The sequence below is a fragment of the Sinorhizobium sp. P24N7 genome (assembly GCF_042436655.1).
GTDB classification, from domain to species: Bacteria; Pseudomonadota; Alphaproteobacteria; order Rhizobiales; family Rhizobiaceae; genus Sinorhizobium; species Sinorhizobium meliloti_A.
Genome location: NZ_JBHMIW010000004.1, coordinates 338,042 through 353,480 on the forward strand (window position 1 = coordinate 338,042; position 15,439 = coordinate 353,480).

Genomic DNA, 15,439 nt, shown 5'->3' on the forward strand with positions numbered 1-15,439 from the left:
ACTATAGATATTTTCTTGTGGCGCGCAAGCTGGAAATAAAGGAAAACAATCGCTGATTTGCCGGGCCGGCGGCGCCCGGCCGCAACGGAGCATCGCATGGCGGTATCGGGTCGTAAGAGCGACAGGGCGGTTTTCGACGACGGGCCGGTACCGCGCTATGAAGCGGTCAAGCAGTTCATCCGCAGCCGCATCGAAAGCGGCGATTGGCCGCCGCACCATCGCATACCGTCCGAAAACGATATCGTCGCCGATCTCGGAGTCAGCCGGATGACCGCCAATCGCGCACTTCGCGAACTGGCGAGCGAGGGTGCGATCACGCGGGTCCAGGGGGTAGGGTCCTTCGTGGCTGCCCACAAGGGCAGCACGGCCCTTCTCGAGGTGCGCAATATCGCCGACGAGATTCGCGAGCGCGGCCACAGGCATACCTCGCGGATCACGCTCCTCGAGGAGGAGCAGGCAAGCACCGGGGTCGCAGAGGCGCTCGGGCTTGCGACGAACGCGCGGGTCTTTCACTCGATCATCGTTCACGCGGAGGACGACGTTCCGATCCAGATCGAGGACCGTTTCGTCAATCCTGCAATCTGCCCCAATTACCTGGAACAGGATTTCACCAGCATGACCCCGAACGTCTATCTGACGTTGGTGGCGCCGATCACGCGGACGGAGCAGATCGTCGAAGCCGTTCTGCCGAAGCCGTGGGAATGCAAGCTCCTTTCGATCGGCCGCGGCGAACCGTGCCTGATGATCCGTCGACGGACCTGGTCGGAAGCTGCGAATGTGACGGTCGCGTGGCTCACCTATCCGGGTACGCGCTATCGTCTTGAAGGTGTTTCGCAGTAAGAAGGACACCTTCGCAGAGACGGGAAGGAAATGATGGAAGACGAATTGCTGAAGCGCCGCACGCAGCTTGCGAGACCGGACGTGTCGATCGAAGAGGCGCAGGCGATCCTCGCCCAACATTACGGCCTTTCCGGCGATCTTACGGAACTCGGCAGCCAGCAGGACCGCAACTACTGCGTCGACACAAGCGAGGGACGTTTCGTCCTCAAGATCGCGCGTGCCGAATATGCGCGGGCCGAGATCGAAGCCCAGAATGCCGCTTTGCGGCATGTCGCCACCAGGCCCGATGCTCCCAAAGTGCCCGAAGTGATGTCCGCTTTGAGCGGCGAGGAAATCGTTGCCGCATCCGTTCGCGAGGAAACCTATCAGTTCCGGTTGCTCACCTATCTCGACGGCACGCCTCTGACGCGCCGCAGGCACCTGGCCGTGGAAACCGTGGCGGCACTTGGCGACCTTGCAGGTCGGTTGGCCGTCGCACTCAGGGATTTCGATCACCCGGGGCTCGAGCGGGAGCTGCAATGGGACCTCAGAAGGGCGGGGCCGGTCGCGCTTCACCTGCTTTCGGCCATGAGCGACATCGATCTGCGCCAGCGCATTGCCGAGGCGATGGTCGGCGCCATGCGCAGGGTTCAGCCGCTGATGCCGGAGCTGCGCCTGCAGGCGATCCATCAGGACGTCACCGACGACAATGTCGTGAGCCGCGCGAACAGGAGCGGGCGTCTCATCCCCGACGGTGTCATCGATTTCGGCGACGTGCTGAAAGGATGGGTGGTCGCCGATCTTGCCGTTACCTGCGCATCGCTGCTGCATCACTCGGACGGAGACCCCTTCCATATCCTGCCGGCGGTGAAGGCGTTCCATGCCGTCTGCCCTTTGACGGATGCCGAATTGAAGGCGCTCTGGCCGTTGATCGTCGCGCGTGCCTGCGTTCTCGTGGCAAGCACGGCGCAGCAGCTCGAGGTCGATCCGGAAAATGCCTATGTCGAAGGCAATGCCGCGCATGAGCGGGAAATCTTCGACGTTGCCGTTTCCGTGCCTCTCGAACTCATGGAGCATGCGATCGGAGAGGCCGTGGAGAGGGCTCCGCAGCTTTCTCCGCCCGAGATGGGCGGTCGGCTGCTGCCCGAGCTCGACCCTTCGGAAATAGGCATCGTCGATCTTTCCTCGCTCGGCCCGCACCTTCCTGCCGATCGCTGGCATTACGAGGACACCGAAGCCCTGCTCCTGCAATCGGCGGCGCGCGCGGCCGGTGCCGCGGCCACGCGCTATGGCGAGTACCGGCTGACGGAAACCAGGCTCCTGCAGGCAAGCGCCCCCCGGACATTCGCCCTGCACGTGGATTTATGCCTGCATGGGCAGACTGCCGTGCACGCGCCTTTTGCCGGCCGGCTCCACCAGCGCGGCGGCAAGCTGATCTTCTCGGGCGAAGGTCTCCATCTCCATCTTTACGGCGTGGAGGCAGCCGACCTCGCCGAAGACGCGTTCGAGGCGGGAGCACGGATCGGCGTGGTCCCCGGCGATCCGTCGGCCCTGGGGTTCATGCGCGTCCAGCTTTGCACGACGCCGGAGGTGGACCCGCCCGCCTTCGCTGCGTCGCATCAGGCGGAGGCATGGCGCCGGCTGTGCCCGTCGCCCGCACCGATCCTGGGCTTCGATTGCGACGCGGCCTTGCCGGACGCGGCCGGGCTCCTCGAGCGCCGCCGCCGGCACTATGCCCGGCCGCAGAAGAACTATTACCGCACGCCGCCGCAGATCGAGCGCGGCTGGAAGGAGCATCTCTTCGACGTCGAAGGGCGCGCTTACCTCGATATGGTCAACAACGTCACGCTCGTCGGCCACGGGCATCCGCGCCTGTCGGCTGCGGTCGGGCGGCAATGGTCGCTGCTCAACACCAATTCGCGGTTCCACTATGCTGCCGTGACGGAGTTTTCCGAGCGGCTTGCGGCGCTCGCGCCGGAAGGTCTCGACACTGTTTTTCTCGTCAACAGCGGATCCGAGGCGAACGATCTCGCCATCCGGCTCGCCTGGGCCAATTCCGGAGCGCGCAACATGATCTCGCTGCTGGAGGCCTATCACGGCTGGACGGTCGCGAGCGACGCGGTTTCCACCTCGATCGCTGACAATCCGCAGGCGCTGACGACGCGTCCGGACTGGGTCCATCCCGTCGTCTCGCCGAACACCTATCGAGGCCCGTTCCGCGGGGAGGGTTCGACGGGCGAATATGTCGACGCCGTGTCTCGAAAGCTCGCGGAATTGGACGAGAAAGGCGGGAAGCTCGCCGGCTTCATCTCAGAACCGGTCTACGGCAATGCCGGCGGCATTCCGTTGCCTTCCGGCTATCTGGAAGCGGTCTATGCCATGGTCCGGGAGAGGAGCGGCGTCTGCATCGCCGACGAGGTGCAGGTCGGCTACGGGCGGCTCGGTCATCATTTCTGGGGTTTCGAGCAACAGGGCGTCGTGCCCGATATCATCACCGTCGCCAAGGGCATGGGCAACGGCCATCCGCTGGGCGCGGTCATCACGCGGCGGGAGATTGCCGATGCGCTGGAGAAGGAAGGCTATTTCTTCTCTTCCGCCGGCGGCAGCCCCGTGAGTTCCGTCGTCGGGTTGACCGTCCTCGACATTCTTCACGACGACGCCCTGCAGGAAAATGCCCGCGTGGTGGGCACCCATCTCAAGAGTCGGCTCGAGGCGCTCGGGGACCGGTTTCCTCTCGTCGGGGCCGTTCACGGCATGGGGCTTTACCTGGGCGTCGAATTCGTCCGCGACCGCGAAACGCTCGAACCGGCCACCGAGGAAACCGCGGCGATCTGCGACCGCCTTCTCGATCTCGGCATCGTCATGCAGCCGACCGGAGACCATCTGAACGTCCTGAAGATCAAACCGCCGCTTTGCCTCGCCCGGGAGAGCGCCGACTTCTTCGCCGATATGCTGGCCAGGGTGCTCGAAGAGGGATGGTAGGAGAAAGGCGCCGCCGGAATTCCCTGCGGCGCCTGCTTTGATCCGCTGCATGTCGTTGTCCTTCAATCGGCTGCGATCGAAGGAAACATGCAGTAGGTCAGCGGACCGGCGGCGCGTAGATCAGGCCGCCGTGGTTCCAGAGCCTGTTGAGGCCGCGATCGATCCTGAGTGCGCTCTCCTTGCCGAGGTGACGCTCGAATATCTCACCGTAATTGCCGACCGCAGCCACCGTCTGGTAGGCCCATTTCGGATCGAGCCCGAGCGCCTTTCCGGCTTCGTTGTCGATGCCGAGGAAGCGCTTTTGTGCGGCGGTTCCGCTTTCGAGGAGCGAAGCGGCATTGTCCCGGGTGATGCCCAGCTCCTCTGCCTCGATCATCGCGAAGAGCGTCCAGCGAACAACCTTGAACCATTGATCGTCGCCCTGGCGGACGGCGGGGCCGAGCGGCTCCTTGGAAATGACCTCCGGCAGGACGACAAAGCGGTCAGGATCATTGAGCGTCAGCCGCTGCGAATAGAGCGCGGAGGCATCGGTGGAATAGACGTCGCAGCGGCCGGAATTGAAGGCCTGGATCGTCTGGTCCGCCTTTTCGAAGGCGATCACCTGATACTCGATCCTGTTGGCGCTGAAATAATCCGCCATGTTCTGTTCGGTCGTGGTGCCGGTCTCCGTGCAGACGGAGGCGCCCGAGAGCTCCTTGACGCTCTTCACGCCGATATCGCTGCGCACCATGAAGGCCTGGCCGTCATAATAGTTCACGCCGACGAAGCTCATGCCCAGATCCGTGTCGCGCGAAAGCGTCCAGGTGGTCTGGCGCGAAAGCAGGTCGACCTCGCCGGACTGGAGCGCGGTGAAGCGCTCCTTGGTCGAAAGCGGCACATATTTCACCTTCTCCGGGTTGCCGAGGGTGGCGGCCGCGACCGCGCGGCAGAAATCGATGTCGAAGCCGGACCACTCGCCCTTATCGTCCGGGGCGGAGAAGCCGAGCACGCCCTGGCTCACGCCGCAACGCAGCTCGCCGCGCTGCTTGACGACGTCGAGGGTTGCGGCCTGCGCCGTCGTGCCGGCAAGAAACGCCGTCGCAAAGAGTGCCAAAATGCCGGTTTTCATCGTCCTGTTCTCCTCCGTTATAAGACGCAATCATTGAGCTCCAGGACGCGCGTCGCGCCCGGAGTGGTCTGGTTCTTCGGTAATGCCTCTACTTCGTAATTATCCGGCTCGCGCCAGCACCGCCTCGAACGTTTCCTCGAGCACGGCGATCAGGTGATCCGCGTCGCGCTTCGAAAAGATCATCGGCGGCCGCATTTTCAGGACGTTGTCATGTGGGCCCTCAGTGCCCATCAGCACGCCGCGCTGGCGGGCTCCGTTCGCGACGGCCCGGGCGATCTCCGTCGCCGGCGCCCTGGTTCTGCGGTCGCTGACGAGCTCAATGCCGAGGAACAGGCCGAGGCCGCGAACGTCGCCGATGACCTCGTAGCGCTCCTGCATGGTCCGGAAGGCGGCGAGAAGATGATTGCCGATATCGAGCGCATTGCGGCGCAGGTCCTCGCCTTCGATGACGTCGAGCACGGCGAGACCGACGGCGCAGGACACCGGGTTGCCGCCGAAGGTGTTGAAATACTCCATGCCGTTGTCGAACGAGGCCGCGATCTCACGCGTCGTGACGACCGCGGCGAGTGGATGACCATTGCCGATCGGCTTGCCCATGGTGACGATATCAGGAACGACGCCTTGCGTCTCGAAGGCCCACCAATGGCTGCCGACCCGGCCGAAGCCGACCTGCACCTCGTCGGCGATGCAGACGCCGCCGGCCTCCCGAATCATTCGGTAGACCTCCTTGAGGTAGCCATCCGGCAGAAACACCTGGCCTGCGACGCTCGGAACGGATTCGGCGAGGAAGAAGCCCGGCGCTTCGCCTCGGGCGCGCATCGCCGCGATCAGCTCGGCCACGTTTTCGGCGAAGCGCCTGCCGTGTTCCTCCAGCGGCCAGGCGGCCGGCGCGTGGTAACTGTCCGGAACGGCCGCCACGTGAACATGCGGCTTCTGGCCCTTTCCGCCCTTGCGGCGGAACTTGTATGCGCTGAGATCGATCAGCTCCTGCGTCGTACCGTGATAGGCCCAGTCCAACACGACGGCGTTTTCTTTGCCCGTGCGCGCGCGCATCAGGCGCAGGGCGAGACTGTTGGCTTCGGAGCCGCTGTTGGCGAAGGCGGCGACGGCGAGTTCCTTCGGCATCGTGGCCGTCAGCCGCTCGGCATAGGCGACGATGTTGTCGTGCAGGTAGCGCGTGTTGGTGTTGAGCGTCCCTGCCTGCCGGGCCAATGCGTCCACCACGGCCGGATGGGCGTGGCCGATGTGGCAGACATTGTTGAAGCAGTCGAGATAGGCGCGGCCGCGATCGTCGATCAGCCACACGCCTTCGCCACGCACGAACTTGATCGGTTTCTCGTAGGAAATCGACAGGTTCGGCAGCAGCAGCTCTTTCCGTTGCCTGATGATGTCCTCGTGGGGGCGGCCGCTCCGGTCGTAGAATTCCCGCGCGATGCCGGCAAATGTGCTCGCGTCGGGGAAGAGCTCCGCCCAGACGTCGAGATAGCGCTCCTCGCCGACGCCGAGGATGTCCGTCGCTGCGAGACTTGTGTCGGTGGAGATCTGCAGATGCAGATGCGGCGCCCAGCCGCCGTTTTCTTCCGGAGCGCCCATTTCTCCGACAAGCGCGCCGGCCTCCAGCCTGTCGCCGGCCTTCAGCCGGCCGACGGCCTCATGGGCAAGATGGCCCCATAGCGTCAGGAAAGGCGGGCAGCCGTCCGGTTCATGGCGCAGAGCGATAAGGCAACCGTATCCGAGCGGATCCTTCTCGATCTCGACGCTCGCGACGGTGGCTGCAAGCGGCGTATGGACCTTGGTGCCCGCGGCCATGAAGAGGTCAAGACCCAGATGGCGCGTGCGGCGCGTCTCTTCGACCATGCGGGAGATGAACATCTCGCCCGAATAGACGGTGCGGGCCTCACCCCAGGGGCCGATGCCGAGCTCGACGCCGGCCCTGCGGCATTGCTCTTCCCAGACCGACTGCGCGTCATGCGGCCGGCCGGCCGCCGAACTGACGGTCATCGGATGCGCCGGATCGCCGTAGGGGACGAGAGCGGCCGGATAGGCCGCGGCTGGACGATCGAGAAGCGGCAGGAGGCTCTTGCGATTTCCGACGATCCAGGAGGCGACCGCGCGGGCTCCGGCCACTGTCTCGAAACCGCAGGCCTTTCTCAGGATCGCCGTTGAGAAACGCGGGTTCATCGCATCGAGTTTGCGCAGCAGCGCCCAGGCCGGCCTTTCGCTGATCGCGAGATAGGGGTTGTCGGCGGTATGCGCCCGGCGTGATGCGGAGATCGTCACCGAGGTGACCAGCCGCATGGCAATCAGGTCGAAGAGGAGATCGACTTCTTCTTCGAGGAGCGGGTATTCGGCATGGTAGCCGCTGGCGATCGCAGCCGCAGCGCCGATCGGATCGGGGTGGTCGAGGCCGGCATAGGCGGCGGCGATCGCGACTTCGGCGATGACGGGCGCGTAGAGGGCGTCGCCAAAGTCGATGATGCCGGAAATGCGATCGTGGTCGTCTTCGTCGATGAGGACGTTCCAGTCGTTTGCGTCGTTGTGGATGACGGCGGAGCGCAGCATCGGGAGCCGCGGGGCGACCCGCTCGTCGAAGCGGTCGAGAAAGCGCTGGAGAAGAGCACGATCCTGGAGATCGGCCACATATGCGAGCCGTCCGGCAGAACGTCCGGCATTGCGGATGTCCCAGTCGAGATCGCGCAGTGCGCCCGCATGCATGAAGCCTTTGAGCGAGGCGTCGAAGCGGCCGAGCATCCGGCCGAGGGAGTGAAGTGCTCCATCGCTCCGATCGGACTGTGCGAGCGGAGTTCCCGGAACCCAGGTGACCAGCCGCAATCGATGGACGGTCCCGCGCCTCGTGGTCGTCGCTAGGTTCTCGCCGGACAGAGTCGGTTGCAAATGCGGAACCGGCAGGTCTCCTGCATTTTCGCCGGCGTGCTTCAGCAGCGCTGTCTGGAAGTCGCTTTCGATTTCCGGTTCGGCGCCGTTGACGATCTTCAGAATGTAGCAGCGGCCCTCGCCGGTACGGACCTTGAAATTCTGGTCCCGCTCGCTGTCCAGCGGCTGAAGTGACCCATCCAGGCCGAAGTGCTGCGCGAGGAGGGCTTGCGCTTCCTCGATCGTGAAATCCGGCGTCGTTTTCAGCATGTCGTTCATGGAGACCCCCGCTCTTGTCACGAGAGTTGCACGCCCGTTCGGCATGTGCATCCGGCATTTCGCCGGTTGCACCGGCACTTTGGCTATTATAACCGTCATCTTGCCGGCGGCACTCGACAGCCGCCCGGCAGTCCCTCTGGCCGGCCGCAGGAGGCAGGATATCGACGCGACAGACCGAACGATCCTCAGCATATTGAGCCGCGAGGCGCGTATTCCCATGAAGTCGCTTGCCGGGCGTATCGGATTGTCGCGCAGTGCGACGGCCGAGCGTGTCGCGCGGCTGGAGAAGGCCGGCGTCATTCGCGGCTATCGCGCCGACATCGGCCAGCTGGAGGAGGGGGAGATCGAGGCTTTCCTGCTGGTGACGCTGAAGCGGACGCCCTCGCTCGGCGTGCTCGATCGGCTAGCCGGGTTTTCCTCCGTCAGACGCGTTTTCTCGGTCAGCGGCCAGCTCGATCTCATCGTGGAAGTGAAGGTCGCTTCGATCAACGCGCTGAACGAGCTGCGCAACGAAGTCGCGCTGCTCGACAATGTCGAGGATCTGACGACCTCGATCGTTCTGCGCCGCGATATCGAACGAAGCTGAGCAGCTACGCTCTTCCGGGCGGAAAACCGTCCAATAGTTTTCCTGGAACTGCTCTAACCCTCGCTCAGCATCTCAACCTCGCCGATCGTACGGCCGATGAGGCTTCGGCGGACGCGGCCGACGTCGCGCATCGGCGGCTCGCCGAAATGGCGGGCATATTCGCGGCTGAACTGGGACTGGCTCTCATAGCCGACCTTGTGGCCGGCATCGCCGGCATCGAGACGCTCCTCGAGCATCAGCCGCCTTGCCTCCTGCAGGCGCAGTTGCTTCTGGTACTGCAGCGGGCTCATCGCCGTGATCGCCTTGAAATGGTGATGAAGCGAGGAGACGCTCATGCTGACGCGGCTTGCGAGGTCGTCGATGCGCAAGGGGCGGGAATAATGTTCCTTCAGCCAGGACACCGCGCGGCCGATCTGGTGCGGCTGGCTCTCCGTGGTCGCCATCTGGCGGAGCCTGGCGCCGTGCGGTCCGAGCAGCAGGCGATAAAGCAGTTCCTGCTCGATCAGCGGCAGCAGCACCGCGATGTCATCCGGTCTGTCGAGGAGCCGCAGCAGCCGAAGCGCCGTGTCCTCAAGATCGGGTGTGAGCTTGCTGACCGTCATGCCGCGTGGCGAACCCGGAGCTTTCGCCGCCTCCGGGCCGATTGCGTCGAGGAGCGCCGGAAGCCTCGTCGTATCGATCTGGAAGGCCATGCTGAGATAGGGCTCCTCGGGCGAGGCGAGCGATATCTGAGAGAGAACCGGCAGGTCGATGGAGGTCAAAAGGTAGTCCGAGGCGCCGTAGACGAGCGTTTCCTCACCGAGCACGACACGTTTCGCCCCCTGGACGATGATCGCCAGGCTCGGCTTGTAGGCGGCGCAATTCGGCTTCGCGGAAACGGAATGCCGGTGAACGCTCAGCCCTGGTATAATCGTCGGATGATCGCCGTCCTCTCCGGCGATCCGGGCAATGATGTCGATCATTTCCTGACGCGGCATGCGCTGTGATTCTGTCATCTTCGGTGGACTTTCCAATAGCTTAGATCCGTGCGGAGACAGGGGGTCAGATAGGTTGTCGGCGCTATTCCGCCAGCTGCCTTCGGCGATTCTCGCAGAATCGTGCAAAAGTCTTGCAGGATCGCACTAACGCAATGGCCTTGTGAGGCAGCATAGTCCGCCCTGCCGCCTGCGGTCCATAGGCCGATGGGCGCGCCACTCCCAGACATGCCACTCGCAGACATGCCACTCCCAGACATGAAGGACAGACCCATGGCCATTGCAAGAGGATATGCGGCGACGGACGCGTCGAAGCCGCTCGCACCCTTCACCTTCGAGCGTCGCGAACCGCGCGACGACGACGTGGTGATCGACATCAAATATTGCGGCGTCTGCCATTCCGATATCCACCAGGCGCGTGACGAATGGGGCAATTCGACCTTCCCCATGGTGCCGGGCCACGAAATCGTCGGCTTCGTCAGGGCGGTCGGCTCCAAGGTCACCAGGTTCAAGATCGGCGATCGGGTGGGCGTCGGCTGCTTCGTCGACTCCTGCACGACCTGCGCCAAGCGCGACCTCGATCTGGAGCAGTATCTGCCGGGCCTGGTGGTGACCTACAACGGCGTCGAGGCAGATGGAACACCGACCCAAGGCGGCTATTCCGACCATATCGTCGTCAAGGAAGGTTATGTACTCTCCATCCCGGACAACCTTCCGCTCGACGCTGCCGCACCGCTGCTTTGCGCCGGCATCACGCTCTACTCGCCGCTGCGTCACTGGAAGACCGGCCCCGGCAAGAAGGTGGCGATCGTCGGCTTGGGCGGTCTCGGCCATATGGGCGTGAAGCTCGCCCATGCGATGGGCGCGGAGGTTACGGTGCTCAGCCAGACGCTTTCGAAGAAAGAGGACGGGCTTAAGCTCGGGGCGGATCACTACTTCGCGACGAAGGATCCGGAGACATTCACAAAGCTCGCCGGCAGCTTCGACCTTATCATCTGCACGGTCGCGGCCGAAATCGACTGGAACGCCTATCTCAACCTCCTGAAGGTCGATGGCGATCTGGTGCTCGTCGGCATTCCGGAGAATCCGGTGCCGGTCCATGCCTTCTCGCTGGTGCCGGCACGGCGCAGCATTTCCGGCTCCATGATCGGTTCTATCAAGGAGACGCAGGAAATGCTCGATTTCTGCGGCGAGCACGGAATCGTTTCGGAGATCGAGACGATCCGCATGGAGCAGATCAACGAGGCCTATGAGCGGGTGGTGAGAAGCGACGTGCGCTACCGCTTCGTGATCGACATGGAATCGATCAAGGCGTGATCGATTCCGATAGGTGAGACGCGGGATGCGGGCGGAAACCGCACACTTCTTAATCCCGCTCCTGGCGGGCCGCTGCCGCTACTCAAAGCAGCGGCAGCGGCCCGTCATTCTTGATCTCTTCCATCACCGCATAGGTCCGGGTCTCCTTGACGCCCGGGAGCGTCCAAAGCACCTGGCCGAGGAAGTTGCGGTAGGCGGCCATGTCCTCGAAGCGGGTCTTGACGAGATAGTCGAAGCCGCCCGCGACCATGTGGCATTCGAGCACAGCGGGCGCCTGCTTTATGGCGGCCGCGAACTGGTCGAAGACTTCCGGCGTCGTCTTGTCGAGCATCACTTCGATGAAGACCAACAGCCCGAAGCCGAGCTTGTGGGGGTCGAGACGCGCACCGAAGCCGGAGACGTAACCTTCCTTCAGCAGCCGCCTCAGACGTTCGCTGGTCGCCGTCGGGGAAAGCCCGATCCGGTCCGCCAGCTCCAGATTGGTAATCCGCCCGTCCGCCTGCAGGATATTGAGGATTCTCCGGTCCGTCTTGTCGATCTGGTGCATGGTCGCCTCCCGCTTTCCGTGCCTCAGGCGGCAAGCCGTGTTTCGGCGAGCTTCACCCAGTAGGAAATTCCGTGCGGAATGGCTTCGTCGTTGAAGTCATAAGCCGGGTGATGCAGTCCCGCCGTATCGCCATTGCCGATGAAGACGAAGGCGCCCGGCCGGGCCAGCAGCATGTAGGAAAAGTCCTCGCCGCCCATCATCGGGTCGAGCGCTGCGTTGACGTTGCCTTCGCCGGCGACCGTCGCGGCGACGGCGAGCGCGTGACCGGTCTCGGCGGCGTGGTTTACGGTCACGGGATAGTTGCGGCCGTACCAGACGTCGACGGTGGCGCCGTAGGCACCGGCGATGTTCTCGGCGATCTGGCGGATCCGGGCTTCGCCGGTGTCGCGCACTTCCGGCGTCAGCGCGCGCACGGTGCCGGCGAGTACGGCCTGTTCGGGGATGACGTTGTGGGCGAAGCCGGCATTGAACTTGGTGACGGAGACGACGATGGAGGCAAGCGGATCGACGGTGCGCGAGGCGATCGTCTGCAGCGCGTTGACGATCTGGGCGCCGATGGCGATCGGGTCGATCGTCTTGTGCGGCTGAGCGGCGTGGCCGCCGCGGCCCTTGACGGTAATGGTGAACTCGTCGGTCGAGGCCATGATCGGGCCGGCGCGGCTGCCGAAGTGGCCGACCGGCATCCCCGGCATGTTGTGCATGCCGTAGACCTCTTCGATCGCGAAGCGCTCCATCATGCCGTCCTTCACCATCTCGTTGCCGCCGCCGCCGCCTTCCTCGGCCGGCTGGAAGATCACCGCGACATTGCCGGCGAAGTTACGCGTTTCGGCAAGATACTTCGCCGCGCCGAGCAGCATGGCCGTATGGCCGTCATGGCCGCAGGCATGCATCTTGCCGGGGGCCGTCGAGGACCAGGACCTGCCGCTTGCTTCGGTGATCGGCAGGGCGTCCATGTCGGCCCTGAGCCCGACGGTGCGGCCCGGGCCGCGATTGCCGCGGATGAGGCCGACGACCCCGGTCCGGCCGAGGCCGGTCACGATTTCGTCAACGCCGAATTCCCTCAGTTTTTTTTCGACGAAGGCTGCCGTATTTTCCACCGCGAACAGGAGCTCCGGGTTCTGGTGCAGATGGCGCCGCCATTCGGTCACTTCGTTCTTGAGCTCGGCGGCACGGTTTAAAATCGGCATTGTTCGTTCCTGTCGTCTGTTCGTTCACTTCGGTTCGACACGCGAGTCCCGACGCTTCAGCGTCGGCTGGAGTCTCGCCGCTGGAGTGTCCGGGCGGTGGATTGGCGCGGCAGCCCGATGAATGGGCTTTGCCATCTCCTTGCCATATAGGCTAAATAGCGGGACGATACGAGGCAACTCCGGAATTTCGAGGTTTGGATTGTGGCAATAGCACGATTCCCGTTGGGCGACAGATTGGGCAGGGTAGGCATGCTTGCGGGAGCTTGCGCGGTCGTACTGGCTGCGGCGCTGCCTGCATCGGCCAATCCGCGGCTGGTGATCGACGTCGATACGCTCAAGGTCTACGAGCATCAGGACATCTTCCAGAAATGGTATCCGGCGTCGCTGACCAAGCTCATGACGGCCTATACCACGTTCCGTGCCATCCAGGCGGGGCAGCTGACGTTGGAAAGCCCGGTGGTCATGACGAAGAACGCCGCTTCGGAGCCGCCGAGCAAGATGTTCTACAAGCCCGGCCAGAAGATGACGCTCGACAGCGCGTTGAAGATGATGCTGATCAAGTCGGCGAACGACATCGCCGTTGCGATCGCCGAGACGGTCGGCGGATCCGAACAAGCCTTCATCGACAAGATGAACGCCGAGGCGCGCCGCATCGGCATGACCTCGTCGCATTTCATCAATCCCAACGGCCTGCCGGGCAAAGGGCAATATACGACCGCCCGGGACCTTGCGGTGCTCGCGCTTACGCTGAAGCGCGAATTCCCCCAATATGCTTCCTATTTCGCGCTGGAAGGCTTCACCACCGGCAAGAAGGACTATCCCAATTACAACATGCTGATAGGCCGCTTCGATGGCGCGGACGGCATGAAGACGGGGTTCATTTGCGCCTCGGGCTTCAACCAGGTCTCCTCGGCGAGCCGCGGCGGCCGCAGGGTGGTTTCGGTCGTGCTCGGCGAAGACAGCCTTGCAGCGCGTGCCGACGAGTCGGCCAGGCTCCTGCAGATGGCTTTTACCACGGTGGGCACGGGCAAGCCCTCGCTTGCGGAGATCGTGCCGTATGGCGAAACCCGCGGGGTGGTTGCCGATATCAGCAAGGAAATCTGCTCGAAGCAGGCGGCGAAGGTGCGCAGCGAGGGGCGTGACGAGGCCGGCCGGCAGAAGCTGCTTTCACCCTATATCCACGAGATCGACCGCCCGCTGAAACTTGCCTTCGCCGGCCTCATACCCGGCAGCGACGACAAGACGGCAAAAGCCGGCAGCGATGCCACGGCACAGGGCGATGCGGTCGAGATCGCCAATGTGCCGATTCCGATCCCGCGCCCGAGCTTCTGAACGGAGTCTTTCATGAACGGTCCAATGCCGGTGGTGCCGGTCTCGATCCTCACCGGCTTTCTCGGCGCGGGCAAGACGACCCTTCTGAACCGGGTGCTCAAGGATCCGGCGCTTGCCGACACGGCCGTTATCATCAACGAATTCGGCGATGTCTCCATCGACCACCTCCTGGTCGAGGCTTCGAGTGACGGCGTCATCGAGCTTTCCGACGGCTGCCTGTGCTGCACCGTGCGCGGCGAGCTCGTCGATACGCTGGCCGATCTCATGGACCGGATGCAGACCGGCCGCATCAAGCCGCTGAAGCGCGTCGTCATCGAGACCACCGGGCTTGCCGATCCGGCACCGGTGCTTCAATCCGTCCTCGGCAATCCCGTGATTGCCCAGAATTTCCGGCTGGACGGAGTCGTCACCGTCGTCGATGCGGTCAACGGCGAGCAGACGATCGCCAATCATGTGGAGGCCATGAAGCAGATCGCGGTGGCCGACCGGCTGGTGATCAGCAAAAGCGGGCTCGCCAAAGATGAAGGGATCGGCAGGCTCGAGGCGCAGCTCAGGGATCTCAACCCGCTCGCGCCGATCATCGACGGCGACACGGAAAAGGCGGGCCGGGCCGACCTCTTCGCCTGCGGTCTTTACGACGCCTCGACCAAGGTCGCCGATGTCGGGCGCTGGCTTCAGGACGAGGCCCATGCGGACGACCACCGCCACCACCACCACCACCACCACCATGACGACCACCACGAAGATGGTCACGGCCATGGGAACCACCGTCACGACGTCAATCGTCATGGTTCGGACATCCGCTCATTCAGCATCGTGCATGACCGGCCGATCGAACCGATGGCGCTAGAGATGTTCATCGACCTCCTGCGCTCGGCTCATGGAGAAAAGCTGCTGCGCATGAAGGCGATCGTTTCCGTCGCGGACAATCCGGAGAGGCCGGTGGTGCTGCACGGCGTGCAGACGGTCTTTCACGCGCCGGAACGGCTTGCCGCCTGGCCCGACCCGGCCGATCGCCGGACGCGAATGGTTCTGATCACCAAAGGCCTCGAGGAAGCATTCGTGCGCGACCTCTTCGACGCCTTCACCGGCAAGCCCCGCGTCGACCGACCGGATGCGCAGGCGCTCGCGGACAACCCCCTGGCGGTGCCGGGGATGAAGTTCTGACGGCTCCGGTGGGCTTGAGAAAGGAATGGGTCTTGGCCAGTTCGACCGTATTCATCAGTAACCGTAGCCAGGCGGTGCGGCTGCCAAAGGCCGTCGCCTTTCCCGAGAGCGTGCATCAGGTCGATATTCTCAAGATCGGCCGCAGCCGCGTGATCGTACCCCAGGGCAAAAGGTGGGACGATCTGTTCCCCAACGGGCCGCACGTCAGCGAGGATTTCATGAGCGAGCGTAAGCAGCCGGTGGCGGAAACGCGCGACTCTTTCTGAT

The 15,439-nt window shown here is 63.8% G+C and carries 12 protein-coding genes; 7 read left to right on the top strand and 5 right to left on the bottom strand.

Annotated features, from left to right (window positions below; translation table 11 throughout):
- Positions 1 to 96 precede the first annotated feature (96 nt).
- A complete protein-coding gene (gene hutC, locus ACFHWW_RS09080; RefSeq protein WP_018096882.1) occupies positions 97 to 840 on the top strand; it encodes a histidine utilization repressor in 744 nt (247 codons plus the stop codon).
- Between the two features lie 30 nt (positions 841 to 870).
- Positions 871 to 3,801 carry an aminotransferase gene (locus tag ACFHWW_RS09085; RefSeq protein ID WP_379938013.1) on the top strand — a complete coding sequence of 977 codons (2,931 nt, stop codon included), beginning with the start codon at positions 871 to 873 and terminating at the stop codon, positions 3,799 to 3,801.
- Positions 3,802 to 3,898: 97 nt separating this feature from the next.
- On the opposite strand, the gene ACFHWW_RS09090 is transcribed toward ACFHWW_RS09085, so the two are convergent.
- Together ACFHWW_RS09090 and ACFHWW_RS09095 are read right to left on the bottom strand one after the other, a co-directional pair.
- Positions 3,899 to 4,909, bottom strand: a complete 1,011-nt coding sequence (locus ACFHWW_RS09090; protein WP_379938014.1) for an amino acid ABC transporter substrate-binding protein — start codon at positions 4,907 to 4,909, stop codon at positions 3,899 to 3,901.
- A 99-nt stretch (positions 4,910 to 5,008) separates the two neighbouring features.
- A complete protein-coding gene (locus ACFHWW_RS09095; RefSeq protein ID WP_379938015.1) occupies positions 5,009 to 8,062 on the bottom strand; it encodes an aminotransferase class III-fold pyridoxal phosphate-dependent enzyme in 3,054 nt (1,017 codons plus the stop codon).
- Between the two features lie 43 nt (positions 8,063 to 8,105).
- Between ACFHWW_RS09095 and ACFHWW_RS09100 the strand changes: the two genes are divergently transcribed.
- Positions 8,106 to 8,648: an Lrp/AsnC family transcriptional regulator gene (locus tag ACFHWW_RS09100; RefSeq protein ID WP_379938065.1), complete on the top strand. Its 543-nt coding sequence runs from the start codon at positions 8,106 to 8,108 to the stop codon at positions 8,646 to 8,648.
- A 53-nt stretch (positions 8,649 to 8,701) separates the two neighbouring features.
- Here ACFHWW_RS09100 and ACFHWW_RS09105 read toward each other — a convergent pair whose 3' ends face one another.
- Positions 8,702 to 9,643 (bottom strand): AraC family transcriptional regulator, encoded by a 942-nt coding sequence (locus ACFHWW_RS09105; RefSeq protein WP_100674158.1) that lies wholly within the window; start codon positions 9,641 to 9,643, stop codon positions 8,702 to 8,704.
- 252 nt (positions 9,644 to 9,895) lie between these two features.
- Here ACFHWW_RS09105 and ACFHWW_RS09110 point away from each other — a divergent pair, with 252 nt between their 5' ends.
- Positions 9,896 to 10,939 (top strand): NAD(P)-dependent alcohol dehydrogenase, encoded by a 1,044-nt coding sequence (locus ACFHWW_RS09110; protein ID WP_379938016.1) that lies wholly within the window; start codon positions 9,896 to 9,898, stop codon positions 10,937 to 10,939.
- Between the two features lie 82 nt (positions 10,940 to 11,021).
- Here ACFHWW_RS09110 and ACFHWW_RS09115 read toward each other — a convergent pair whose 3' ends face one another.
- Together ACFHWW_RS09115 and ACFHWW_RS09120 are read right to left on the bottom strand one after the other, a co-directional pair.
- Entirely contained in the window at positions 11,022 to 11,486 is a 465-nt protein-coding gene (locus ACFHWW_RS09115; protein WP_010970133.1) for an Lrp/AsnC ligand binding domain-containing protein, read from the bottom strand.
- 23 nt (positions 11,487 to 11,509) lie between these two features.
- Positions 11,510 to 12,673 (bottom strand): M20 aminoacylase family protein, encoded by a 1,164-nt coding sequence (locus ACFHWW_RS09120; RefSeq protein WP_338277319.1) that lies wholly within the window; start codon positions 12,671 to 12,673, stop codon positions 11,510 to 11,512.
- A 249-nt stretch (positions 12,674 to 12,922) separates the two neighbouring features.
- On the opposite strand from ACFHWW_RS09120, the gene ACFHWW_RS09125 reads away from it, so the two are divergent.
- From ACFHWW_RS09125 to vapB, 3 genes are read left to right on the top strand one after another with little or no spacing between them, the layout of a single operon-like run.
- Complete coding sequence (locus ACFHWW_RS09125; protein ID WP_338277321.1) at positions 12,923 to 14,005, top strand: D-alanyl-D-alanine carboxypeptidase family protein; 1,083 nt, start codon at positions 12,923 to 12,925, stop codon at positions 14,003 to 14,005.
- 12 nt (positions 14,006 to 14,017) lie between these two features.
- Complete coding sequence (locus tag ACFHWW_RS09130) at positions 14,018 to 15,172, top strand: CobW family GTP-binding protein (protein ID WP_379938018.1); 1,155 nt, start codon at positions 14,018 to 14,020, stop codon at positions 15,170 to 15,172.
- A gap of 32 nt (positions 15,173 to 15,204) precedes the next feature.
- The gene (gene vapB, locus ACFHWW_RS09135; protein WP_338277325.1) at positions 15,205 to 15,438 is read left to right on the top strand and encodes a type II toxin-antitoxin system VapB family antitoxin; all 234 of its coding nucleotides are present in this window, start codon (positions 15,205 to 15,207) and stop codon (positions 15,436 to 15,438) included.
- Position 15,439 lies beyond the last annotated feature (1 nt).